At 58.7% G+C, this 23,963-nt stretch carries 22 protein-coding genes; 12 read left to right on the top strand and 10 right to left on the bottom strand.

Features of this window, described 5'->3' with window-relative positions; translation table 11 throughout:
• Positions 1 to 22: 22 nt before the first annotated feature.
• Complete coding sequence (locus LOY38_RS26845; RefSeq protein WP_258697811.1) at positions 23 to 2,509, top strand: circularly permuted type 2 ATP-grasp protein; 2,487 nt, start codon at positions 23 to 25, stop codon at positions 2,507 to 2,509.
• Positions 2,509 to 3,399, top strand: a complete 891-nt coding sequence (locus LOY38_RS26840) for a transglutaminase family protein (RefSeq protein ID WP_258697810.1) — start codon at positions 2,509 to 2,511, stop codon at positions 3,397 to 3,399. Before LOY38_RS26845 ends, LOY38_RS26840 begins: the two co-directional genes overlap by 1 nt.
• A 224-nt stretch (positions 3,400 to 3,623) precedes the next feature.
• Here the strand turns inward: LOY38_RS26840 and LOY38_RS26835 are convergent, their stop codons facing one another.
• Both LOY38_RS26835 and LOY38_RS26830 read right to left on the bottom strand, forming a co-directional pair.
• Positions 3,624 to 3,812, bottom strand: a complete 189-nt coding sequence (locus LOY38_RS26835; protein WP_253546718.1) for a hypothetical protein — start codon at positions 3,810 to 3,812, stop codon at positions 3,624 to 3,626.
• A 68-nt stretch (positions 3,813 to 3,880) separates the two neighbouring features.
• Entirely contained in the window at positions 3,881 to 4,468 is a 588-nt protein-coding gene (locus tag LOY38_RS26830) for a TIGR00730 family Rossman fold protein (RefSeq protein ID WP_258697809.1), read from the bottom strand.
• Positions 4,469 to 4,812: 344 nt separating this feature from the next.
• Between LOY38_RS26830 and azu the strand changes: the two genes are divergently transcribed.
• Positions 4,813 to 5,259 (top strand): azurin, encoded by a 447-nt coding sequence (gene azu / locus LOY38_RS26825; RefSeq protein WP_258697808.1) that lies wholly within the window; start codon positions 4,813 to 4,815, stop codon positions 5,257 to 5,259.
• A gap of 190 nt (positions 5,260 to 5,449) precedes the next feature.
• Here azu and nadE read toward each other — a convergent pair whose 3' ends face one another.
• From nadE to LOY38_RS26800, 5 genes are all read right to left on the bottom strand, one after another.
• Complete coding sequence (gene nadE / locus LOY38_RS26820) at positions 5,450 to 6,277, bottom strand: ammonia-dependent NAD(+) synthetase (protein WP_258697807.1); 828 nt, start codon at positions 6,275 to 6,277, stop codon at positions 5,450 to 5,452.
• Between the two features lie 4 nt (positions 6,278 to 6,281).
• The gene (pncB, locus tag LOY38_RS26815; RefSeq protein WP_258697806.1) at positions 6,282 to 7,508 is read right to left on the bottom strand and encodes a nicotinate phosphoribosyltransferase; all 1,227 of its coding nucleotides are present in this window, start codon (positions 7,506 to 7,508) and stop codon (positions 6,282 to 6,284) included.
• Positions 7,509 to 7,675: 167 nt separating this feature from the next.
• Positions 7,676 to 7,837 carry a hypothetical protein gene (locus LOY38_RS26810; RefSeq protein WP_258697805.1) on the bottom strand — a complete coding sequence of 54 codons (162 nt, stop codon included), beginning with the start codon at positions 7,835 to 7,837 and terminating at the stop codon, positions 7,676 to 7,678.
• A gap of 3 nt (positions 7,838 to 7,840) precedes the next feature.
• Positions 7,841 to 8,098: a hypothetical protein gene (locus LOY38_RS26805; RefSeq protein WP_258697804.1), complete on the bottom strand. Its 258-nt coding sequence runs from the start codon at positions 8,096 to 8,098 to the stop codon at positions 7,841 to 7,843.
• Positions 8,099 to 8,229: 131 nt separating this feature from the next.
• Positions 8,230 to 9,687, bottom strand: coding sequence for a sodium:alanine symporter family protein (locus LOY38_RS26800; protein WP_258697803.1), 1,458 nt, complete (start codon positions 9,685 to 9,687; stop codon positions 8,230 to 8,232).
• 174 nt (positions 9,688 to 9,861) lie between these two features.
• Between LOY38_RS26800 and LOY38_RS26795 the strand changes: the two genes are divergently transcribed.
• The gene (locus tag LOY38_RS26795) at positions 9,862 to 10,671 is read left to right on the top strand and encodes a helix-turn-helix transcriptional regulator (protein WP_258697802.1); all 810 of its coding nucleotides are present in this window, start codon (positions 9,862 to 9,864) and stop codon (positions 10,669 to 10,671) included.
• A gap of 96 nt (positions 10,672 to 10,767) precedes the next feature.
• Here the strand turns inward: LOY38_RS26795 and LOY38_RS26790 are convergent, their stop codons facing one another.
• Positions 10,768 to 11,679 carry a LysR family transcriptional regulator gene (locus LOY38_RS26790; protein ID WP_258697801.1) on the bottom strand — a complete coding sequence of 304 codons (912 nt, stop codon included), beginning with the start codon at positions 11,677 to 11,679 and terminating at the stop codon, positions 10,768 to 10,770.
• 186 nt (positions 11,680 to 11,865) lie between these two features.
• On the opposite strand from LOY38_RS26790, the gene LOY38_RS26785 reads away from it, so the two are divergent.
• From LOY38_RS26785 to LOY38_RS26750, 8 genes are all read left to right on the top strand, one after another.
• On the top strand, positions 11,866 to 13,356 hold the full coding sequence (locus LOY38_RS26785) for an aldehyde dehydrogenase family protein (protein WP_258697800.1): 1,491 nt from the start codon (positions 11,866 to 11,868) through the stop codon (positions 13,354 to 13,356).
• A 159-nt stretch (positions 13,357 to 13,515) separates the two neighbouring features.
• Positions 13,516 to 14,799, top strand: coding sequence for an FAD-binding oxidoreductase (locus LOY38_RS26780; protein WP_258697799.1), 1,284 nt, complete (start codon positions 13,516 to 13,518; stop codon positions 14,797 to 14,799).
• 364 nt (positions 14,800 to 15,163) lie between these two features.
• Positions 15,164 to 16,297 carry a branched-chain amino acid ABC transporter substrate-binding protein gene (locus tag LOY38_RS26775; protein ID WP_258697798.1) on the top strand — a complete coding sequence of 378 codons (1,134 nt, stop codon included), beginning with the start codon at positions 15,164 to 15,166 and terminating at the stop codon, positions 16,295 to 16,297.
• A 267-nt stretch (positions 16,298 to 16,564) separates the two neighbouring features.
• Positions 16,565 to 17,479 carry an ABC transporter permease subunit gene (locus tag LOY38_RS26770; protein WP_007939055.1) on the top strand — a complete coding sequence of 305 codons (915 nt, stop codon included), beginning with the start codon at positions 16,565 to 16,567 and terminating at the stop codon, positions 17,477 to 17,479.
• 28 nt (positions 17,480 to 17,507) lie between these two features.
• On the top strand, positions 17,508 to 18,767 hold the full coding sequence (gene livM, locus LOY38_RS26765; RefSeq protein WP_408980643.1) for a high-affinity branched-chain amino acid ABC transporter permease LivM: 1,260 nt from the start codon (positions 17,508 to 17,510) through the stop codon (positions 18,765 to 18,767).
• Positions 18,764 to 19,636, top strand: a complete 873-nt coding sequence (locus LOY38_RS26760; RefSeq protein WP_258697796.1) for an ABC transporter ATP-binding protein — start codon at positions 18,764 to 18,766, stop codon at positions 19,634 to 19,636. The genes livM and LOY38_RS26760 overlap by 4 nt, the downstream gene beginning before the upstream one ends.
• Positions 19,633 to 20,349: an ABC transporter ATP-binding protein gene (locus LOY38_RS26755; protein ID WP_258697795.1), complete on the top strand. Its 717-nt coding sequence runs from the start codon at positions 19,633 to 19,635 to the stop codon at positions 20,347 to 20,349. Before LOY38_RS26760 ends, LOY38_RS26755 begins: the two co-directional genes overlap by 4 nt.
• Positions 20,350 to 21,185: 836 nt before the next feature.
• On the top strand, positions 21,186 to 21,956 hold the full coding sequence (locus LOY38_RS26750; protein WP_258697794.1) for an SDR family oxidoreductase: 771 nt from the start codon (positions 21,186 to 21,188) through the stop codon (positions 21,954 to 21,956).
• A 119-nt stretch (positions 21,957 to 22,075) separates the two neighbouring features.
• Here the strand turns inward: LOY38_RS26750 and LOY38_RS26745 are convergent, their stop codons facing one another.
• Both LOY38_RS26745 and LOY38_RS26740 read right to left on the bottom strand, forming a co-directional pair.
• Positions 22,076 to 23,203, bottom strand: coding sequence for an AGE family epimerase/isomerase (locus LOY38_RS26745; RefSeq protein ID WP_258697793.1), 1,128 nt, complete (start codon positions 23,201 to 23,203; stop codon positions 22,076 to 22,078).
• Positions 23,204 to 23,368: 165 nt separating this feature from the next.
• Positions 23,369 to 23,941 carry a HupE/UreJ family protein gene (locus tag LOY38_RS26740; protein WP_258697792.1) on the bottom strand — a complete coding sequence of 191 codons (573 nt, stop codon included), beginning with the start codon at positions 23,939 to 23,941 and terminating at the stop codon, positions 23,369 to 23,371.
• Between the last annotated feature and the right edge of the window lie 22 nt (positions 23,942 to 23,963).

Genomic DNA, 23,963 nt, shown 5'->3' with positions numbered 1-23,963 from the left:
TTTGCTGTCTGCCGAGCTTTCCATGCCTGACCTGCTTGACCGCTACCCGCTGACGGCGGGCACTTATCACGAACTGCTCGACGACAGCGGCGCGGTGCGCCCGCACTGGCGTCGGCTGTTCGACCAATTGCAACGCAGCACCCCGACACAACTGGTGCAGCGCCAGGCGTTGTTGACCCGGCAAATTCAGGAAAACGGCGTGACCTACAACGTCTATGCCGATCCCAAGGGCGCCGACCGGCCCTGGGAGCTGGACCTGTTGCCCCATGTGATTGCCGCCGATGAGTGGGAGCAATTGTCCGCCGGGATTGCCCAGCGGGCGCGTTTGCTGAATGCGGTGCTGGCCGACCTTTATGGCCCGCAGCGTTTGATCGCTGAAGGACTGCTGCCGGCCGAGCTGGTGTTCGGGCACAACAACTTTTTATGGCCTTGTCAGGGTATTTCTCCGCCTGACGGGGCCTTTTTGCATCTGTATGCCGTGGACCTGGCGCGCACGCCTGACGGTCGTTGGTGGGTCACCGCTGACCGGACCCAGGCGCCATCCGGTGCCGGTTATGCGCTGGAAAACCGCACCATCGTGTCCCGGGCCTTCCCCGAGTTGTACCGGGATTTGAAAGTGCAGCACCTGGCCGGGTTCTTCCGCACCTTGCAGGAAACCCTGGCTCGCCAGGCGCCGTGTGACGATGAAGCGCCGCTGGTGGTGGTGCTGACACCGGGTCGCTTCAACGAAAGCTATTTCGAACATTTGTACCTGGCGCGTCAGCTCGGTTATCCACTGGTGGAGGGCGGCGACCTGACCGTTCGTGACGCCACCGTCTACCTGAAAACCCTGAGCGGTCTGCGCCGGGTTCACGCGATCATGCGCCGCCTCGACGATGATTTCTGCGACCCGCTGGAATTGCGCACCGACTCGGCCCTCGGCGTGCCGGGGTTGCTGGAAGCTGTGCGCCAGGGCCGGGTGCTGGTGGCCAACGCCCTGGGCAGCGGCGTACTGGAGTCGCCGGGGTTGCTGGGCTTCATGCCAAGGATCAATCAGTTCTTGTTCGGCGAAGAACTGATCCTGCCGTCCGTCGCCACGTGGTGGTGCGGTGAAGCGCCGGTACTGGCCCAGGCGTTGGAAAAGCTCCCGGAATTGCTGATCAAACCGGCGTTTCCATCCCAGAGCTTCGCGCCGGTATTTGGCCGTGATTTGAGTGAAAAACAGCGTCGGGCGCTGGCTGGGCGCATGCAGGCTCGGCCTTATGCCTATGTTGCGCAAGAATTGGCGCAACTTTCCCAGGCGCCGATCTGGCAGGCCGAGGACGGTCAGTTGCAGCCTCGGGCCATCGGCATGCGGGTGTATGCGGTGGCCAGTCGTGATGGTTATCGAGTGCTGCCGGGTGGCTTGACCCGAGTGGCGGCCGAGGCAGACGCCGAAGTGGTGTCGATGCAGCGCGGTGGTGCGAGCAAGGACACGTGGGTGCTCGGTGAGCGGGCCCCCAGCGGCGAACAATGGAAAACCCAGCGCACCATCGGTGTTCATGACTTGGTGCGCCGCGATCCGTATCTTCCGTCGCGGGTGGTGGAGAACCTGTTCTGGTTTGGCCGTTATTGCGAGCGCTGCGATGACAGCGCGCGGTTGCTGCGGATCATGCTGGCGCGCTATGTCGATGGCGATGGTCCGCAAGCGCTGGAGGCGGCGGTCGACCTTGGTGAGCGGCTGCACCTGTTGCCCGACGAAGGCGAACTGCCGGAGCGCTTGCTCGCGGCATTGCTCGGCGATGACTGGCCGTTCAGCCTGCGTTCCAATCTGCAACGTCTGCAATGGGCGGCCTCGCAGGTGCGCGGCAAGCTCTCCCGGGAAAACTGGCAAGCGCTGGTGGAGTTGCAGCGCGAGGCCATGGAACTGGAAACCGAAGAGCCGGATTTCGGCGAGTTGCTGGATTTCCTCAACCGCTTGGTAATGTCCCTGGCGGCGCTGTCCGGTTTTGCCCTGGACGACATGACCCGGGACGAAGGCTGGCGTTTCCTGATGATCGGTCGGCGAATCGAACGGCTGCAATTTCTCAGCGGCAGTCTGGCGGCGTTTTTGCGCGGCGCCGGGGCTTTTGATCAGGCCGGGCTGGAGTGGCTGCTGGAGTTGGGTAACAGCAGCATCACCTACCGCTCGCGGTACCTGGCGGTGGCGCAATTGATCCCGGTGCTCGACCTGTTGTTGCTCGACGAGCAGAACCCTCACGCGGTGCTGTTCCAGTTGAAACTGGTGACCCGCACGTTGAAACGCTTGAACGACGACTTTGGCGCGCCGCGTGAGACAGGTCTGCCGCAGTTGGTGGAGCGGCTGGCGCGTTTCGATCTGGGCTGCCTGGAGAATTCGCTATTCGGCGAGGCCAGTGTCCGAGCCGCCATAGAGGGGCTGGCCGATCTGCTGCAAGAGATCGCCGATGCCAGCGGACAGGTGTCGGATCGCCTGGCCTTGCGCCATTTCGCCCATGTCGATGATGTCAGCCAGCGCACGGTGTCCGTCTGATGAATGCCCATTACCAGATTTTCCACGACACCCATTATCACTACGACAGCCCAGTGTCCCTGGCCCAGCAACTGGCGCATCTGTGGCCGCGAGCCTGTGCCTGGCAGCGCTGCACCGAACAGCAATTGCAGATCAGTCCCGAGCCGACTTCGCGCCGGGATGAGCTGGATGTGTTCGGCAACCCGCTGACCCGGTTGGCGTTCGAGCGGCCCCACGATGAATTACTGGTCAATGCCCGGCTCACCGTCGAAGTGCTGGCCCGGCCGTCGCTGGACTTCAATCAATCGCCGGCCTGGGAAGAGACCTGCAACGCGCTGACCTACAGCAGTCAGCCACTTTCATCCGAGTTGCTGGAAGCCTGCCGTTACCGGTTCGAGTCGCCCTATGTGCATTTGAAGCGCAGTTTCGTCGAGTTCTCCGAAAGTTGCTTTCCTCTTGGTCGGCCATTGCTGCTGGGTGTTCAGGCGTTGATGGAGAAGATCTTCAGCGAATTCACCTTCGATGCCGAAGCGACCCAAGTGGCGACGCCGCTGGTTGAAGTGCTGGAGAGGCGACGTGGGGTTTGCCAGGACTTTGCGCATTTGATGCTCGCTTGCCTGCGCTCCCGTGGATTAGCGGCGCGGTACATCAGCGGCTACCTGCTGACCCAGCCACCGCCGGGCCAGCCACGGCTGATCGGCGCCGATGCGTCGCATGCGTGGGTGTCGGTGTTTTGTCCGGTGCTGGGCTGGGTGGATTTTGACCCGACCAACAATGTGCAACCAGCGCTGGAGCACATCACCTTGGCCTGGGGCCGGGATTTTTCCGATGTGTCGCCATTGCGCGGAGTGATCCTGGGCGGTGGCAGCCATGATCCAGAGGTTCGGGTCACAGTAATGCCGTTGGAGTAACTGAGATCAAATTGTGGGAGCGAGCCTGCTCGCGATAGCGGTGTATCGGTCAGGTAACTGCTAAGTGTGCCGCCGTCATCGCGAGCAGGCTCGCTCCCACATGGGGATGTGCAAGTCAGTTCTGGAGGAGTATTTTCAGATTGGCCTGTGAGGGTCAGCAACATCGTTGCTGACCCTGGACACAGATCCGGTGGGCCTGATCAGATCATCGGGCCCTGAGGGTCTCAGGCGTCGGGCGCCTGATCTTTCGGTGCTTCAGCTTCGTCTGTAGCCACTTCGCCTTCGGTATCCGGGTTCAGTGCTGCTGCTTCTTCTTCAGCTGTAGCTTTCTTGCGCTGAAGCTTTTCCTCTTTCTTCTGCTCCTTGGCCAAGTCTCTCTGACGTTTGGCGAAGGAATAATTAGGTTTAGCCATGGGCGATCCTCTGGGGTCGAAGGTGAGGTTGAGCGGCGCATATTCTGCCCTGTATCGATGCCGAGCCGTTAGCTGGGTTTTTGCTCGGTCCATTTTGGCGGTACCGAGGGTTGCCAGGCGTCCAGTGCTTCGAGCAGGGTTTTCGGCGATTCGCTCATTTGCAGCATGTCACGGTGCGCTTCGCGAACGAAGCCTTCGCCGACGATATGATCAAGAAAAGACGTCAACTTGCTGTAGAAACCGTTTACTTCCAGCAAACCCAGCGGTTTGCCGTGATAGCCGAGCTGGCCCCAGGTCCAGACTTCGAACAGTTCTTCCAGTGTGCCCAGACCGCCAGGCAGGGCGATGAAGGCATCGCTGAGTTCGGCCATTCGCGCCTTGCGCGCATGCATGCCGTCGACCACTTCCAGGCGGGTCAGGCCGCTATGGCCAATTTCCTTGTCCTTGAGGCTCTGGGGGATGATCCCGATCACCTCACCACCGGCCGCCAGTGCGGCGTCGGCCACAATCCCCATCAGCCCGACGGCGCCGCCACCATAGACCAGGGTCAGCTTGCGCTCGGCCAATGCTCGCCCCAGGGCGACAGCCGCTTCACGATAAGCCGGATTGGTGCCGGTGCTGGCACCGCAAAATACACAAACGGATGCTAAAGGCATGCCTTACTCCACGGTCATCAGGGCCACAGAGTAAAGGCAGGTTTGCATCGTTCCAAGGACTAAACTTCGTGTTCAGGTGTTTCGTAAGTACCGCTGGCACCACAGGCATAGGCGGCGAGCAAACTGCTCAACAAACTGTTGAAAGACATGACAGGCGCTCCAGATGAGAGATGACGGCCCTGATGATAGGGCCATGCCAGGCGTCTGGCTGGTAGATTGTTTCGATGAGAGTCATAGCCCGAAAGTTGTATACAATTTTTGATTCAGGTCATAGGAACTTGCGAAGATTTCAGGCAGTCTTCTGCCCATTCGCACTTTTGTTAACCCTGCCTTGGAGATTCACCATGTTTGCCAAACTTGTTGCGGTATCCCTGCTGACACTGGCCAGCAGCCAATTGATGGCTGCCGAGTGCAAGACGACCATCGACTCCACCGATCAGATGTCCTTCAACACCAAGGCCATTGAAATCGACAAAAGCTGCAAGACGTTCACCGTTGAACTGACTCACTCCGGCAGCTTGCCGAAAAACGTCATGGGTCATAACTGGGTGCTGAGCAAAGAGGCAGACATGCAGCCGATCGCCACCGACGGCCTGGCCGCTGGCATCGACAAGAACTACCTGAAAGAAGGCGATGCCCGCATCATCGCTCACACCAAAGTCATCGGTGCGAAGGAAACCGACTCGGTGACGTTCGATGTGTCGAAGCTCGATGCTGCGGAAAAATACGGCTTCTTCTGCTCGTTCCCGGGCCACATCTCGATGATGAAAGGCACTGTTACCCTGAAGTAAGACGGGCTGCCGCGTTATCGTTCTTCGCGAGCAAGCCCGCTCCCACATTTGATCTGTATACACTGCAGACCCAGTGTGGGAACGGGCTTGCTCGCGAATGGGCCTTCAGCATCGACAAATGCTCAGCTCAAGCCAAAGAAAAGCCCGCTGAGGATCAACTCCTCGGCGGGCTTTTTCGTTCATTCACGGCTCACGGCGCAAACGGCATCACGCGCTTGTGATGAGTCTTTTTATACGTATCGCAAATGATCTTGAATGCTTCCTCGCGCACCGGTTCGCCGTGCAGGAAGGCGTCGATCTCGGCGTAGGTCACGCCGTGGGACGCTTCGTCCGGTTTGCCCGGCGACAGGTCTTCGAGGTCGGCGGTCGGGATTTTTTCCACCAGCGGCTCCGGCGCGCCGAAGCTACGGGCAATCGCCCGGACCTGATTTTTCACCAGGCCGCTCAGCGGTGCGAGGTCGCAGGCGCCGTCACCGAACTTGGTGAAGAAGCCCATCACGGCTTCCGCTGCGTGGTCGGTGCCGATCACCAGGCCATGAGCTGCGCCAGCGATGGTGTATTGCGCGACCATGCGCATCCGCGCCTTGGTGTTGCCCAATACGAAATCTACCGAGACCGCCTGTTTGCCTTCGAAGGCTGCCACTTCACCGGCCAGGGATTTCACCGCCGGGCCGATGTTAACCGTGTGGCGCTCGTCCGGGGCGATGAAGTCCACCGAGGCCTGGGCGTCGTGTTCATCGAACTGCGTTTGGTACGGCAGGCGCACGGCGATGAACTTGTAGCCGTTATCACCGGTACGCTGGCGCAGTTCACGCATGGCGCGTTGGGCCAGGAGGCCGGCGGTCAGGGAATCGACGCCGCCGCTGATGCCTAGCACCAGCGTCTTGAGCCCTGAATTGACCAGGCAGTCCTGAATGAAGGTAATCCGACGGGCGACTTCAGCCTCGAGGGCGAGTTGATCCGCGAACGGCGGTTGGACCTTGAGCTGTTCAGCAATCTCACGCTGTACGGCTTGCATGAATTCACTCCTTGCTTGATGTACTGGAAAGGGCGGCAGGTACTTGGAAAACGTGTCGCAAATAGGCGACGAAATTCGGGTCTTTGCAGTGAGTCTTGCCAGGCTCATCAGAAATCTTGGCCACCGGTTGGCCGTTGCATGCCGTCATTTTAAGCACGATGCTCATCGGTTCGACACCCGGAATATCGCAGGTCAGGTTGGTACCGATACCGAAGCTGACATTGATCCGACCGCGCAACGCCCGAAAAATCTCCAGAGACTTGGGCAGCGTCAGGCTGTCGGAAAACACCAGGGTCTTGCTCATCGGGTCGATGCCCAGCTTGTGGTAGTGGGCGATGGCCTTTTCGGCCCAGAGCACCGGGTCACCGGAATCGTGGCGCAAGCCGTCGAAGAGCTTGGCAAAGAACAGATCGAAATCGCTGAGGAAGGCATCGGAGGTGATGCAGTCGGTCAGGGCAATGCCCAACAGACCACGGTACTCGCGGACCCAGCAATCGAGGGCGGCAATCTGGCTATCGATCAGCCGTGGGCCGAGTTGCTGGTGGGCCATGATCCATTCGTGGGCCATGGTGCCCAGCGGTTTCATATCCAGCTCCCGGGACAGGTGCACGTTGCTGGTGCCGACGAAGCGACCGGGGAAGTCATGTTTGAGCACGTTCACCACTTCTTCCTGCACGCGGTACGAGAAGCGACGGCGAGTGCCGAAATCGGCTACCTGCAACTCGGACAATTCGTCGGTGCTGGCGTTGGCGGTCAACCAGTCGAATTTGCGATAGAGCTGCTCGCGGGCCTGTTCCAGGACAATTTCCCGGTAGCGATAGCGGTTGCGCACTTCGCTGACCATGGCCAGCAACGGCACTTCGAACAGAATCACGTGCAGCCACGGCCCGCGCAGGCGGATGAACAACTCGCCGTTTTCAATGCCGGTGTGGATATAGCGCAGATTGAAACGGAACAGCCCGAGAAAACGCAGGAAGTCCGGTTTCAGGAAGCTGATGCGCTCCAGGAAGCTCAACTGATCGGCGCTCAGGCTCAACTCGGCCAGACGCTCGATCTGGAAACGGATCTCCGCCAGGTACGGGCGCAGATCCTCGCTGTTACGGCAACGAAACTCCCATTCGACTTCCACGTTAGGGTAGTTGTGCAGCACGGCCTGCATCATCGTCAGTTTGTAGAAGTCGGTGTCGAGCAGGTTCTGCACGATACGATCGGCAAACACACTCTCGCTCATAACGGGGTTCTCCAGGCGGGCCGCGGCCCGGGGCAGCGGCGTTGCAGCTGTTTCAATGAATGGGGCTAGTGGCGCATATCAGCGGTGAGGATTGCCAGCTTTTTTTGTGTTCATGCTGGAATAATCACATGTTGCTGGCACCTTCATATGCAAACACCTGCGACTTCTCAGTTATCTGCTGTTGCCTCAAGCGCTGCCTGGATGATGAGCGCCAGGCTTTCCCAACTTCTTACATAGCCATCCAAGTGGGAGTGACGAGGAATAAGCCCTGTTTCAATTGCCTTGATCATTGCTGCTTTTATCATTTCATGAGTCGCTGATTTGGCCATGACTTACAATCCTTTAAATGTTATTTGGTCTAGCGCGTCGACACCGTCCTGTAGCAATATATAGGCCGGAAGTATCAGGCGGAAAAAGTCAGTATCATTAGTGTTTTTAACGGTCACAGAGGTCAGCGCCTCTAAAAGGCTCGTTGCAGCGCGTATTCTGAAACAGGCATCTTCAAATAGCAGATGGGGCGCGACGTGCGAGTCTATATAGAAAGTTGGAATGTTAGATGCGTTGGATTTAAGGGGGTGGTAGCGATTCATAGACGAACTCCTTGAACGCGCTTGGGTTATGAGGGCGAGAGTAATTATTTTTGGGGGGGGATGATGTTGCCTGGGCATTGCTTATCTGCAGAACCATCGCATAAGTGCAATGGCTCAGCGCTCATTGAAATTTATGCGATCTGAGCTTTAGCTGGAGGCCGATCCGCACAAACAGGGTTCTTCGGCGGGAGAGGATTTGTTATCGCGGGCCAAGCCATCAAATCGAGATCCAGATCGCTGAATTTGCTTGAGTCAAAAACGGGGTTTTTTATTCCTACGCGACGTTGCTCATCATAGTCGCCCAGGATTCGCATACAGACATTGAATAGCAGTGTCATCGCAATAAGGTTAACCAAGGCCAAAAATGTCATGGTGATGTCTGCAAACGCGAGCACTGTGGAAAGGTCTTCAACCGAACCCCAAAAAACCAGCATCAATACGGATATGCGGTACGCAATTAATGATTTGTGGGGCGCTGCGAAGATGAATCGTAAACTGTTTTCTCCCAGATAGTAGTTGTAGAGCATTGCCGTGAACACAAACAGGGCAAGTACCACGCTGATGAACATCCGGCCCCAATCGCCTACTACCTCAGCCAGCGAGTTTTGCGCCAACGCAATTCCGTCGCCTTCGAAACCGGGAGCATAAAAACCGGAAAGCAAAATGATCAACGCGGTACACGTGCAAATAATGATGGTATCGATGAAGACACTGAACGCCTGCACCACGCCTTGTGCTATCGGATGGGCGATTTTTGCCGCAGAGGCGACGTTAGGCGCACTGCCCAGCCCTGCTTCATTGGAGAACACTCCGCGCCTCACCCCCATCATGATTGCGCTGCCCACCAGCCCGCCAAAAGCCTGATCCAGTCCGAACGCGCTTTTGACAATGCTGAGCAGCACTCCGGGGACCAGGTCAATCTGCAACACGATCACGTAAAGCGTTACACCGATATAGGCGATAACTTTAAGGGGAACCAATAAATCGGCAACCGCCGCGATGCGCTTTATACCGCCCACGAACACAATGCCCAGTAACAGAGACAGCGTGAGTCCGGACCATGTCGTCGATAAACCAAAGGCATTGTTGAGAGAATGCGATACGGCATGGGACTCAAGGCCATTGATGGCAAACCCGAAGGTCACCAAAAGCAGGAGCGCAGCAATCGTTCCGAGCCAGCGTTTGCCCAGACCATGCTGGATGTACCAGGACGGGCCCCCACGATATTGACCGTTTGCATCGCAGCGCTTGTAGAGTTGACCCAGCGCGCATTCGAAAAAACTACTCGACATCCCCAATAGAGCGGTCATCCACATCCAGAACACTGCACCGGGGCCGCCCATGCTCACGGCAATGCCGACGCCAACGATATTGCCGGTTCCGACGCGACCGGCCAGGCTGAGCGTCAATGCCTGCAATGAACTCAAGTGATGATTGCCGGTATGCCAGTTCCCGCGTAATACCGAGATCATATGGATGAAGTATCGGAGCTGGACAAATCTTGAGCGGATTGTGAAATAGCTTCCCAGCCCAAGAACTAAAGGTATCAAAACCTTACCGGAGAGAAAGTCGTTGATGATGTCAAGCATTCAAAGTTCCTTGCTATTTAGAGTGCTGGCGGATTAATGGTGTAGCAGGTCCTGAAGCTTTCAGGATCCGTAATATCCGGTCATCTATCGCTGCGCGCAATTTCGCAAGTTGGTTAAAAATGATGCGGGTTGATGCTATGTTCGAGTCTTCTGGCACTATTGTGATGGGTTTGTATGTCCGATTTTCTTCCGGCTAACTTAAGGCTGCTGTGTAGTCACTATCGATCCGTCGCGGAAGTCTGTAGGAAACTTCGAATTAATCGTGGGCAATTTAATAAGTATCTGTGCGGAAATAGCCTTCCCACACCTTTTAACCTTAAACGGATCTGTGATTTTTTCGGAGTCGAAGAGTTCGAAATAGGTTTGCCGACAGAGCAATTCATCATTCTTATCGGCGCTAAAGCAAGGCGAGTCAGTCCGTCCAGCGAGGTGACGGCACCGCAGCGGATGCTTGATCACCTTCGGCAACAGTCTTCGTCGCAGCTAAAAGCCCACACGGGTTACTACTACGAGTACTACCATGCAATGACAGAGCCCGGTTCCGTTCTGTGCTCCCTGGTGCATATGTACGAGGAGGGGCAGCATTTCGTATACGAACGAAATGAACGCTTACAGATAACTGGGACGGATGGGGAGTTTGAGCGGTATCGATACGTGGGGATTGCCTACTACTTACAGGATCGCTTGTTCCTCATCGATTATGAGTCGCTGACGTCCAACGAGATTAGCCAAACCATTCTCATCCCGAGCTTCAAAAGCTGTATTACTCGACTCAATGGCTTGAAGATGGGCGTTTCCGCAGGTGACCATCGTACTCCTGCGTGTTCGAGGGTGGTTTGGGAGTATCTTGGACAGCAGATCAATCGAGTCAATGCGTATCGCAGGGTGCGGCTTTACAGAATGGATGATCCCGCCATCGATGATGATGTGCGCGCTCGTCTCGCTCAAACCAAAGTCGTCGATGGCCGCTTTGTTATTGCGTGACGCCATGATGAGTCTGACAAACCGGGTTGCCGGTTTTAGGGCCGCTACGCAGCCCAACGGGGGCAAGCCCACTCACCACAGAGGTTGCGTGATATTTCAACTTTGCGGCGCATCCGGATTGTCCATCTGCTCCAGCATCCACTTCACAAAATCCCGCACCTTGGGCACTTCCGCCGAATGCTCCGGATAGGCCAGGTAATAGGCGTCGGTGCTGGGCATTGCATGCTGCCAGGGAATGACCAGTTTGCCGTCGGCCAATTCCTCTTCCACCAGAAACTTCGGTAGCAGCGCCACGCCGCAGCCGACCTGGGCAGCACGGATGCACATGTAGAACGTTTCGAAACGCGGGCCGTGGTAGCTGTGTTCGGTGTGGTAGCCCTGGCTGTCGAACCAGTCGTGCCAGGCCTGGGGGCGGGAAGCGTTTTGCAGCAGGACCAGGTCGGTGAGTTGGGTCGGATCGGTGAACGGCGTGTCTGGCAGACTGCCCGGGGCACACACAGGAACAAGCTCTTCGCCAAACAGCTTCAGGCATTCGGTGCCGGGCCGTGAGCCCTGGCCGAAGTAGAACGCCAGGTCGCTGCGACCTTGCAGCAGATCGTCGGCTTCCTGTTCGCTGCACAGGTCCAGATGAATTGACGGATGACGCAGGCGCCAGCCTTTCAAGCGTGGCACCAGCCAGCGCGCACCGAAAGTCGGAGGCGTGGAGACGCGCAAGACTTCGGTGTCACCGCCGTAGGAACGCAGGTAATGGGTCGACATTTCAACTTGGGTGAGGATTTTTCGCACCTCTACCAGGTACAAATCCCCCGCCGGGGTCATTTGCAGACGTCGGCGCACCCGGCGGAACAGCAGGTGCTGCAACAATTCTTCGAGTTGCGCGACCTGTTTGCTGACGGCGCTCTGGGTCAGGTTCAGCTCTTCGGCGGCCCGGGTGAAGCTCAAATGCCGGGTCACGGCCTCGAAGCACTGCAGCGCAGTGATCGACGGCAGGTAGCGTTTATTCAGCATTGGTTTTCCTTCTTCTTGTTTCTCTCGATGCTCTTTTTTACCGGCAGATTCGCAGCATGAATAAACGGAATGATATCTCTCTTAAAGGTCGTTTGTTGGGTAACCTCGGGAGCGCTAAAACTACAGGTCTCATCAGTCGAATTAATCCGGCTGCACGTTTTCTGTTTTTTGCTTGAGGAGTGACCCATGGTTGCCGCATTGCTTGATCGTCTTGGTGTAAACCCGGCCCTGTACCAGAACGGCAAAGTGCCGGTGCATTCGCCGATCGATGGCAGCCGGATTGCCTCCGTGAACTGGGAAGGCGCTGCTGAAGTCGAGCGGCACATCAGTCGCGCAGATCATGCGTTCGAACTGTGGCGCAAGGTGCCGGCGCCGCGCCGTGGCGAATTGGTGCGCCAGTTGGGTGACATCCTGCGCGAGTACAAGGCCGATCTGGGCGAGCTGGTGTCCTGGGAAGCGGGCAAGATCACTCAGGAAGGCCTGGGTGAAGTTCAGGAAATGATCGACATCTGCGACTTCGCGGTCGGTCTGTCCCGTCAGCTGTACGGTTTGACCATTGCCTCCGAGCGCCCTGGCCACCACATGCGCGAAACCTGGCACCCGCTGGGCATCGTTGGCGTGATCAGCGCCTTCAACTTTCCGGTTGCCGTCTGGGCCTGGAACGCGACGCTGGCGCTGGTCTGCGGCAACCCGGTGATCTGGAAACCGTCGGAGAAAACCCCGCTGACCGCGTTGGCCTGCCAAGCGCTGTTTGACCGCGTCCTGAAGAATTTCAGCGACGCCCCGCCGCACCTGAGCCAGGTGATCATCGGTGGTCGCGATGCCGGCGAAGCTCTGGTTGATGATCCGCGTGTCGCGCTGGTCAGCGCCACCGGCAGCACCCGCATGGGCCGTGAAGTGGCGCCGAAAATCGCCGCACGTTTTGCCCGCAGCATTTTGGAACTGGGCGGTAACAACGCGATGATCCTCGGCCCAAGCGCCGACCTGGACATGGCCGTACGGGCGATTCTGTTCAGCGCCGTCGGCACTGCCGGTCAGCGTTGCACCACCTTGCGTCGCCTGATCGCCCACGAGTCGGTGAAAGAAGAAATCGTCACCCGCCTGAAAGCCGCTTACTCCAAGGTGCGCATCGGCCATCCGCTGGAAGGCAATCTGGTCGGGCCGCTGATCGACAAACACAGCTTCGACAACATGCAGGACGCGCTGGAGCAGGCCTTGAGCGAAGGCGGCCGGGTGTTCGGCGGCAAGCGTCAGCTGGAAGACAAATTCCCCAACGCTTATTACGTCTCGCCAGCCATCGTCGAAATGCCGGAGCAGAGCGATGTGGTGTGCAGCGAAACCTTTGCGCCGATTCTGTACGTGATCGGTTACAGCGAGTTCGAAGAGGCGTTGCGCCTGAACAATGCCGTGCCACAAGGCCTGTCGTCGTGCATCTTTACCACCGATGTGCGTGAAGCCGAGCAGTTCATGTCGGCGGTGGGCAGCGATTGCGGCATCGCCAACGTCAACATTGGCCCGAGCGGCGCGGAAATCGGCGGGGCGTTTGGCGGTGAGAAGGAAACAGGCGGTGGTCGTGAGTCCGGTTCGGACGCATGGCGCGGGTACATGCGCCGTCAGACCAACACCGTGAACTATTCGCTGGAGCTGCCGTTGGCTCAGGGCATTACGTTCGACTAAGTGCATCCTTTGAGCCCATGAAGAACACTGTGGGAGCGGGCTTGCCCGCGATGGCAATCTGTCAGTCACTCAGATGATGAATGTGCTGACGCTATCGCGGGCAAGCCCGCTCCCACAGGGGAATGGTGTGTTGGTTAGGTTTCTGATTGGAGTCTGGCAATGCCGTTACGCGAAGAATGTCTGTGGGAAAAACTGACGCCGCAAAGGCCCGACAATGCGGCGCTCAAGGGTGAGGTGACGGTGGATGTCTGCGTCATCGGTGCCGGTTTCACCGGCCTGTCGGCGGCGGTGCACCTGCTGGAACAAGGTAAAAGCGTCTGTGTGCTGGAAGCCCATCGCGCCGGGCATGGCGGTTCGGGACGTAACGTCGGGCTGGTCAACGCCGGGATGTGGATTCCACCGGACGAAATCGAAGCCGGTTTCGGCGAAGCGGTCGGCAGTCAGCTCAACCGCATGCTCGGTGCGGCGCCGTCGCTGGTGTTCAGCCTGATCGACAAATACAACATCGATTGCCAGTTGCGCCGCGAAGGCACGCTGCACATGGCGCATAACGCACGTGGCGAGGCGGATCTGCGCAGTCGCGAAGCCCAATGGAAACGTCGCGGTGCACCGGTGGAGTTGCTCTCCGGAGCTGCCTGCGAACAAGCCACGGGCACCCAAAAGATCGCCGCCGCGTTGCTCGATCGGCGCGCCGGCACGATCAACCCGATGGCCTACACCACGGGGCTGGCCAACGCGGCCATCGGTCTTGGCGGTCAGCTGTTCGATCACTCCCCGGTCACCCGACTCGAACGTCAGGGCCAGCGCTGGTCGGTGCAGACCGCCCAGGGTTCGGTGCTGGCCGAGCAGGTGGTGATTGCGTCCAACGCCTACACCGAAGGCGACTGGACAGCGCTGCGGCGCAACTTCTTCCCCGGTTATTACTATCAAGTGGCTTCGGTGCCGCTGACCGAAGACGCCGCGCAACGGATTCTGCCCGGTGGTCAAGGGTCCTGGGACACCCGGCAGGTGCTCAGCAGCATCCGTCGCGATGCCGAAGGGCGGTTGTTGCTCGGCAGTCTCGGCAATGGCAACCAGAAACCGACCTGGTTCCTGAAAGCCTGGGCCGACCGGGTTCAGCAGCATTACTTCCCCTACCTGAAACCGGTGGAATGGGAATGCACCTGGACCGGTTGCATCGCCTTCACCCCCGATCATTTGATGCGCCTGTTCGAGCCGGCGCCGGGTCTGGTGGCCGTTACCGGTTACAACGGCCGGGGCGTCACTACTGGCACTGTGGTTGGCAAAGCCTTTGCTGATTATCTGTGTAACGGAAATCCTCAAGCCCTGCCGATTCCCTTCGCCCCCATGCAGCCATTGGCGGGTGTGGGATTGCGCAGCTGTCTGTACGAGGCCGGATTTTCGCTGTATCACGCAGGCCAGTGCCTGCGGATCGTTATTTGATTGTTGAAATGTGTTGCTGGAAGCGGCGCTTTTTCGCGAAGCGGCTAGCCTGTAAAAGGTGCGGGTTGTAGCAGTTGCGCACCAGCAGTGTGCAGTTCGGTGACGCAGGCTGTTACAGGCCGGTTGCACATCGTTTGGTGCTGCGGTTGCAATGATGGCTCATACGGGTTGCGCCTTTTAAAATAAATGGTTTCACCTCGCGCGGTTTAGACGGTTGCACACCCAATGAAAAAGGGTCCGAAACAGTCGAAATAACAATAAAGCAGCGACTTTTTTCAGAATAAAAAACCGATGGCACGGCCCTTGCTCTGAGCATTCAGTGAAGTCGCAGTGCCAACTAAAAAAAACCTTGGAGCACCACCTCATGTCCCAGACGTTTTACAAGAAAGGCTTTCTGGCCCTCGCAGTGGCAGCTGCGTTGGGTGTTTCTGCGTTTGCACAGGCTGATGTGAAAATCGGTGTGGCGGGTCCGATGACAGGCGCCAACGCGGCATTTGGCGAGCAGTACATGAAGGGTGCACAGGCAGCGGCCGATGCGGTCAATGCCGCCGGCGGTATCAACGGGGAAAAAATCGTACTGGTCAAAGGCGATGACGCCTGCGAACCGAAGCAGGCTGTGACGGTCGCCAAGGACCTGACCAATCAGAAAGTCGCCGGCGTGGTCGGTCACTTCTGCTCCTCGTCGACCATTCCGGCCTCCGAGATCTACGACGAAGCGGGCATCATTGCGATCACTCCAGGTTCCACCAACCCGCAGGTCACTGAACGCGGCCTGGCCGCCATGTTCCGTATGTGCGGCCGTGACGACCAGCAAGGCATCGTTGCCGGCGACTACATCGTCGACGTGCTCAAGGGCAAGAAAGTCGTGGTTCTGCACGACAAAGACACCTACGGCCAAGGTCTGGCGGATGCCACCAAGGCCCAGTTGGCCAAGCGCGGCGTAACGCCGGTGCTGTACGAAGGCCTGACCCGTGGCGAGAAAGACTTCAGCGCCGTGGTAACCAAGATCCGTGCGGCCGGTGCCGATGTCGTCTATTTCGGTGGCCTGCACCCGGAAGCCGGTCCACTGGTTCGTCAACTGCGTGAGCAGGGCCTCAAGGACGTCAAGTTCATGTCCGATGACGGCATCGTGACCGACGAACTCGTGACCACCGCCGGTGGCCCACAGAACGTTGATGGTGTGTACATGACCTTCGGTGCCGACCCACGCCTGCTGCCAGACAGCAAGACTGTGGTAGACGCCTTCCGCAAGGCCGGTACCGAGCCTGAAGGCTACACCCTCTATGCTTACGCTTCGGTTCAGGCCCTGGCTGCCGGCTTCAACGGTGCCAAGTCCAACAAGGGCGACGACGCCGCCAAATGGCTGAAAGCCAACAAGGTCCAAACCGTGATGGGCGAGAAGACCTGGGACGCCAAGGGCGACCTGAAAGTCTCCGACTACGTGGTTTACCAGTGGGACAAGGACGGCAAATACCACCAACTGGAAAAACAGAAGTGATATGAGCGTGTGACCGGCCTGTGGCGAGGGAGCTTGCTCCCGTTGGACTGCGCAGCAGTCCTGTTTTAGGGGATGCTTTGCGACCCAGCGGGAGCAAGCTCCCTCGCCACAAAGATTGTGTTCACCGCTATTTAGCTGACTGGTATCCGCCAGAAGGCTCGTCTGTCTTTTCTCGTAGAGCTGCACACTCGCGTGTTGCACCGGCGGCTGAACCCGGTCTGTTGCAACTGGCTTCTGTGCAGTCTCTCAAGTGCGTGAGATTGCGTTATGGATGGTATTTTCCTGCAGCAACTGGTCAACGGCCTGACCCTCGGGTCGGTCTATGGCCTGATCGCCATCGGCTACACAATGGTCTACGGCATCATTGGCATGATCAACTTCGCCCATGGCGAGGTTTACATGATCTCTGCGTACCTCGCGGCGATCAGTCTGGCTCTGCTGGCTTACTTCGGTATCGAATCCTTCCCGCTGCTGATGCTCGGCACGCTGGTCTTCACCATCATCGTCACCGCGGTGTATGGCTGGGTCATCGAGCGCGTCGCCTACAAACCGCTGCGCAACTCCACCCGACTGGCACCGTTGATCAGCGCCATCGGTATTTCGCTGATCCTGCAAAACTATGCACAGATCAGTCAGGGCGCCCGCCAACAGGGTGTACCGACACTGCTGACCGGTGCATGGCGCGTTGAAGTCGGAAGCGGCTTCGTTCAACTCACCTACACCAAAATCTTCATTCTGGTCGCCGCATTCGTCGGGATGGGCTTGCTGACCTACGTCATCAAGTACACCAAACTCGGCCGCATGTGCCGCGCTACCCAGCAAGACCGCAAGATGGCTTCGATACTGGGGATCAACACCGATCGGGTGATTTCCTACGTGTTCATCATCGGTGCCGCGATGGCGGCCCTGGCCGGCGTGCTGATCACCATGAACTACGGCACGTTCGACTTCTACGCGGGCTTCGTCATCGGTATCAAGGCGTTCACCGCGGCGGTACTCGGCGGGATCGGCTCACTGCCCGGCGCCATGCTGGGAGGGATCATTCTCGGGATCTCCGAGTCGTTGTTCTCGGGGCTGGTCAACTCGGATTACAAAGACGTTTTCAGCTTCTCACTGCTCGTTCTTGTTCTGGTCTTTCGGCCTCAAGGCCTGCTCGGCCGTCCTCTTGTGTCGAAGGTGTAAGCGATGTCTTCAACCACTAAAAAAAACCATTGATGTCAAAAAAAGCCTGGTTGACGCGATTCTTGCCGGCCTGATTGCCCTGATTGTGTTCGGCCCGATTGTCGGCATTGTCCTGGACGGCTACAGCTTCAATCTGGAGCCGGTGAGGGTGGGCTGGATTGTCGCCATCGTCATGACCGGCCGCTTTGCCCTGAGCCTGTTTCTGCAAACACCCAAAGGCCTGAGAATTCTCGAAGGCTTTGAAAGCACCGGCTCTGGCGTTCATGTACTGGCGCCCGATTACAAATCCCGGTTGCGCTGGATCATCCCGCTGATGATTGTCATCGCCGTGGTGCTGCCGTTTTTCTCCAACTCCTACCTGCTGGGCGTGGTCATCCTCGGGTTGATCTACGTGCTGCTGGGCCTGGGCCTGAACATTGTGGTCGGCCTGGCCGGCCTGCTCGACCTGGGTTACGTGGCGTTCTACGCCATTGGTGCCTACGGGCTGGCGCTCGGTTATCAATACCTGGGGCTGGGCTTCTGGACGGTATTGCCTTTGGCGGCGATCACCGCCGGGCTGGCCGGGTGCATCCTGGGTTTCCCGGTGTTGCGCCTGCACGGTGATTACCTGGCCATCGTGACCCTGGGTTTTGGTGAAATCATCCGGCTGATCCTCAACAACTGGCTGACCCTGACCGGTGGCCCGAATGGTATGGCGGCACCGTTGCCGACGTTCTTCGGTATCGAGTTCGGCAAACGGGCGAAAGAGGGCGGAGTTCCGTTCCATGAGTTCTTCGGCATCGCCTATAACCCGGACGTGAAGTACTACTTCATTTATGCGGTGTTGTTCCTGGTGGTGCTGGCCGTGCTGTACATCAAGCACCGCTTGACTCGCATGCCGGTCGGTCGCGCGTGGGAAGCCTTGCGTGAGGACGAAATCGCCTGCCGCTCCATGGGGCTCAATCATGTATTGGTCAAGCTGTCGGCGTTCACCATCGGCGCATCGACGGCGGGTCTGGCCGGGGTGTTCTTCGCGACCTATCAAGGCTTTGTGAACCCGACGTCGTTCACCTTCTTCGAATCGGCACTGATCCTCGCCATCGTGGTACTCGGCGGCATGGGGTCGACCATCGGCGTGGTGATTGCAGCGTTCGTGCTGACCGTTGCCCCGGAACTGCTGCGCGGCTTCGCCGAGTATCGCGTGCTGCTGTTCGGCATCCTGATGGTGTTGATGATGATCTGGCGACCGCGCGGCCTGATTCGGATCAGCCGTACCGGTGTGACCCCGCGTAAAGGAGTAGCGCCATGAGTGAAGTCGTACTCTCGGTCGAGAATCTGATGATGCACTTCGGTGGCATCAAAGCGCTGAGCGACGTCAGCCTGAAGGTCAAGCGCAACTCGATCTTCGCGCTGATCGGCCCCAACGGCGCAGGCAAGACCACCGTGTTCAACTGCCTGACCGGGTTCTACAAAGCGTCCGGCGGGCATATCGAGCTCAACACCCGAGGCGTGAAAACCAACGTCATCAAGATGCTCGGGGAACCGTTCAAGGCCATCGATTTCGTATCGCCGAAAAGCTTCGTCAGCCGGCTCCGCTACAAGATGTTCGGTGGCACGCACCTGATCAACCGTGCCGGTCTGGCGCGGACTTTCCAGAACATTCGCCTGTTCAGGGAGATGTCGGTGCTGGAAAACCTGCTGGTGGCCCAGCACATGTGGGTCAACCGCGGCATACTGGCGGGCATCCTCAATACCAAGGGCTACCGCAAGGCCGAAAGCGATGCGCTGGACCATGCGTTCTACTGGCTGGAAGTGGTGGACCTGGTGGATTGCGCCAACCGGCTGGCCGGTGAACTGTCCTACGGTCAGCAGCGTCGTCTGGAGATCGCCCGGGCCATGTGTACCCGGCCGCAGATCATCTGCCTCGACGAACCGGCCGCCGGCCTCAACCCTCAGGAAACCGAAGCGCTGAGCGCGATGATCCGACTGCTGCGCGACGAGCACGATCTGACCGTGGTGCTGATCGAGCACGACATGGGCATGGTCATGAGCATTTCCGACCACATCGTGGTGCTGGACCACGGCGTTGTCATCGCCGAGGGCGGACCCGAAGCGATCCGACACGATCCGAAAGTGATTGCCGCCTACCTGGGCGCCGACGAAGAGGAGCTGGTATGAGTCAACCGATCCTCGAACTGAAAGAGATCGACGTGTTCTACGGACCGATCCAGGCCCTGAAGAAAGTCTCGTTGCACATCAATGAAGGTGAAACCGTCAGCCTGATCGGCTCCAACGGTGCCGGCAAGTCGACCCTGCTGATGTCGATCTTCGGCCAGCCACGGGCGGCTGACGGGCAAATCGTCTATCAGGGTGTGGATATCACTCACAAGTCGTCCCACTACATCGCCTCCAACGGTATCGCTCAATCGCCGGAAGGCCGCCGGGTGTTCCCTGACATGACCGTCGAGGAAAACCTGCTGATGGGCACCATCCCGATCGGTGACAAGTACGCCAAGGAAGACATGCAGCGCATGTTCGAGCTGTTCCCGCGCCTCGAAGAGCGACGCACCCAGCGGGCCATGACCATGTCTGGCGGCGAGCAGCAGATGCTCGCCATCGCCCGTGCACTGATGAGCCGGCCGAAATTGCTGCTGCTCGACGAACCGAGCCTTGGCCTGGCCCCGATCGTGGTGAAACAGATCTTCGCGACCCTGCGGGAACTGGCCAAGACCGGCATGACCATCTTCCTGGTGGAGCAAAACGCCAACCACGCCCTCAAGCTGTCGGACCGGGCGTACGTAATGGTCAACGGCGAGATCCGCCTCAGCGGTACCGGCAAGGAACTGCTGGTGAACGAGGAGGTGCGTAACGCCTACCTTGGCGGCCACTGAGTTCTGCGTTGCAACAACGAGCCCCGACGAGCAATCGTCGGGGCTTTTTTCTATCTATGAAACGCCACTAACCCTGTGGGAGCGAGCCTGCTCGCGATAGCGGAGTGTCAGTCGACATGCTTTTCATTGACCCACCGTTATCGCGAGCAAGCTCGCTCCCACATGGGCGGTGTGCTTTTGGGAAATTGTGGAAAACAATATTCATGACCTCGCAAAGCGCGACATAAAGCCGCTGCAAATTGCTGTTTTGTCACGGTTTTGACTTGTCCCCGTTTGCTGTGGAGCTGGCTGTGAATAACGTGGGAGTAGCTGGCTGCAAGCCTTTGAATCCGTGGCTTGCAGAGGTGTGGTTGTTTTTTGATCAGGTGTTTTTGCTGGCCCTCGAGCCGGCGTTGTCAACCTGTTTATTATGGGCGAACACCGTATGAATCGAGGTGGACAAGCCTGTGGATAAGTCTGTGATTAAACTCTGGAAAGACTCGGCTGAGGGCCGTAGTTACTGGCTTGGCGCCATCGTCGGTTTGCCCGCTCGGTCGTGCGAATTGCCCGGGGCTACACAGCAGGCCCCCGAGGGTCAAGCAAAAAACTTTCTAATCTGCCCGCAAAGCCTTGTGGACAGCGGCTTGCAGCTTTTCCACTTGCCCCCGGAAACTGTGGACCGGCCTGTGGATAAGGTGCGCGTACATGGCTGCAACCCACGGCGCATATGGCGTTGCCAGCATTGATCGTTTTTTGTACGTTTTTTTCGACGGTTGCCGCTGTGGACAAGGCCGGGCATGCTGCGAGCTGATTTTCTATTCCAAGGGCTGTCGATCAGTCGAAGCAAGGAGAACACGATGTCCAACACCCTGTTTATTACCGGCGCGACTTCCGGTTTTGGTGAAGCCTGTGCCCGTCGTTTTGCCGAGGCCGGCTGGAAGCTGGTGCTGACAGGTCGTCGTGAAGAGCGCCTCAATGCCCTGTGCGCCGAGTTGTCGAAGCAGACCGAGGTCCATGGCCTGGTACTCGACGTACGGGATCGCAAGGCCATGGAGGAGGCGATTGCCAATCTGCCACCGTCCTTCGCCAAGTTGCGCGGGCTGATCAACAACGCCGGCCTGGCCCTGGGCGTGGACCCGGCCCCCAAGTGCGATCTTGATGATTGGGACACCATGGTCGACACCAACATCAAAGGCCTGATGTACAGCACCCGCCTGTTGCTGCCGCGTTTGATCGCTCATGGTCGTGGCGCCAGCATCGTCAACCTCGGCTCCATCGCCGGCAATTACCCGTACCCGGGCAGCCACGTGTATGGCGCGAGCAAAGCGTTCGTCAAACAGTTCTCCCTGAACCTGCGCTGCGACCTGCAAGGTACGGGTGTACGGGTCAGCAACATCGAGCCGGGCCTGTGCGAGAGCGAGTTCTCGCTGGTGCGTTTTGCCGGTGATCAGGAGCGTTACAACGCCACTTACGCCGGTGCCGAGCCGATCCAGCCGCAAGACATCGCCGAGACCATTTTCTGGGTGCTCAACGCGCCGGCCCACATCAATATCAACAGCCTCGAGCTGATGCCGGTGAGCCAGACCTGGAGCGGGTTTGCCATTGAGCGTAATGGTGGCAAGGCGTAATTGTGGCGAGGGGGCTTGCCCCCGTTCGGGTGCGAAGCAGCCACCTGCGATGCAACTGACAAAACACAAGGGCTGCTGCGCAGCCCAACGGGGGCAAAAGCCCCCTCGCCACAAAAAACTCAGCCGAGATACTCGGCCAACCCGCGATAACAGGTTGCCAAGTGATAAGGCGTGGTCGAAGGCATGTCCTTGCGGCTCACTTCGCCATGCTCATCGCGACACTCATACCAACCGCCCCCATGCAGAAAGCGCTGTTGCAACGCCTGCAATTGGTGCTGCACCGATGCTTCGCTGCCCGGGCGCAAGGTCAGGGCGCGCAGGTATTCGGCCTGGGCCCAGATGCGTTGGGTCGCGTCGCGTGGGCGGTCGTCCAGTTCCAGCATCGCTCGCACAGCACCGGTCTGCTGATCGACACCTCGTTGCTCGGTGAGCGCAAACGCGCGTTCGAGCGAGGTGTGCAGTTTCGAGCCACGCAGCAGCGGTGAGGATTGCAGCAGGAAATACCATTCGAACTGATGGCCCGGCTCGAACCAGTTATCCACAGCCCCCAGCGGTTTCTCCATCAGCACCGCGTGTTGCGGATCGATGAAGCGCTTCTGCATGGCTGTGCATAACTCGGCGAGCGCGCCTTGCACAGCAGCGTCTTCGCGCACCGAAAGGGTGGCGAGGAAGGCTTCGGCCAAATGCATCAAAGGATTCTGCAGCGGCCCGGATTCGAGCGAGGACCAGTCACGGTCCAGGCTGGCTTCGTACAGGCCGTCGCCCGTGGCGAAACGTTGCGCCACAACTTCCAGCGCGGCGTTGAGCACCGACTCCACCAGCGGTTCGCGGACCTTGCTCCAGTAATGAGCGCAGGCGAACAGGATGAAGGCGTGGGTGTAGAGGTCTTTGCGTTGATCCAGCGGCGCACCTTGCGGGTCGATGCTGTAGAACCAGCCGCCATGCTCGGCATCGTGGAAATGCCGCTGCAAGGAACGGAACAGCGCCGCCGCACGTTCTTCGGCCTGGGGCACTTGGCCGATCAGGCTGGAAAACAGATACAACTGCCGCGCGCAGGCCATGGCCCGGTAGCGCTGAGGGGGCAGCGGTCGATGTTCGGCGTCCAGCGCTTCAAAAGGCAATGCCATGTCGGCGTTCCAGCCGGGGCCTTGCCAAAGCGGCACGATCACGTTCTGGAAGTGCTGTTGCACCGAGGCGAACAGGGCGGTCAATTCAGGCTGGGAAGCAGAGCGGGAAACAGGCGGCATTGGCTGGCGTCGTCACGGCAGGGGCGATTGCGCGACATGGTAGCAGAGAGGCAGGCCCGAGAGACGCGGTGTCTGTCAGGCCGCCTTCGCGAGCAATCCCGCTCCCACACTCGATCTGTGGCAGCGGGCTTGCTCGCGAAGAGGCCAGAACAGGCGATAAAAAAGTCAGCCTGCCAACAACCAGACCCCGGTCGCCGCCGAGGCCGCACCGGCCAGCCGAACCAATGGTGCCGCCGCTTGAGGCAGCACTCGAACCACCGCATAACCCGTTGCATGCAAAGCCGCCGTCGCCACCACAAACCCCGCCGCGTACGCCCAGGGACTGGACATGTCCGGCAATTCCAGGCCATGCGCCACGCCGTGGAACAGCGCGAACAACGCGGTCGCAGCCACCGCCAGGCTCAATGGTGGACGCACCGCCAAAGCCACCGCCAGGCCCAGTGCCAATACCGATGCCGCTATCGCGCTTTCCAGCGCCGACAGGTTCAGTCCTTCAAAACCCAGCAAGCCGCCGATCAGCATGGTGCCAACAAACGTGCACGGCAGTGCCCAGCGCGCAGCACCTTTCTGCTGCGCCGCCCACAACCCTACGGCAACCATCGCCAGCAAGTGATCGAGGCCGCCGATCGGGTGGCTGATACCGGCCATCAAACCATTGTCGCCATGGCCCGGATGAGCGAAGGCAATGGCTGGAGTCAGCAGCAGGGCCATGGCGCCCAGAATGCGTTTCAGTGTCATGGATAAGCTTCCTTGTTGATAA

Source organism: Pseudomonas sp. B21-015 (assembly GCF_024749285.1).
Classification (GTDB): Bacteria; Pseudomonadota; Gammaproteobacteria; order Pseudomonadales; family Pseudomonadaceae; genus Aquipseudomonas.
This window is presented reverse-complemented; position numbering and strand designations above follow the sequence as displayed.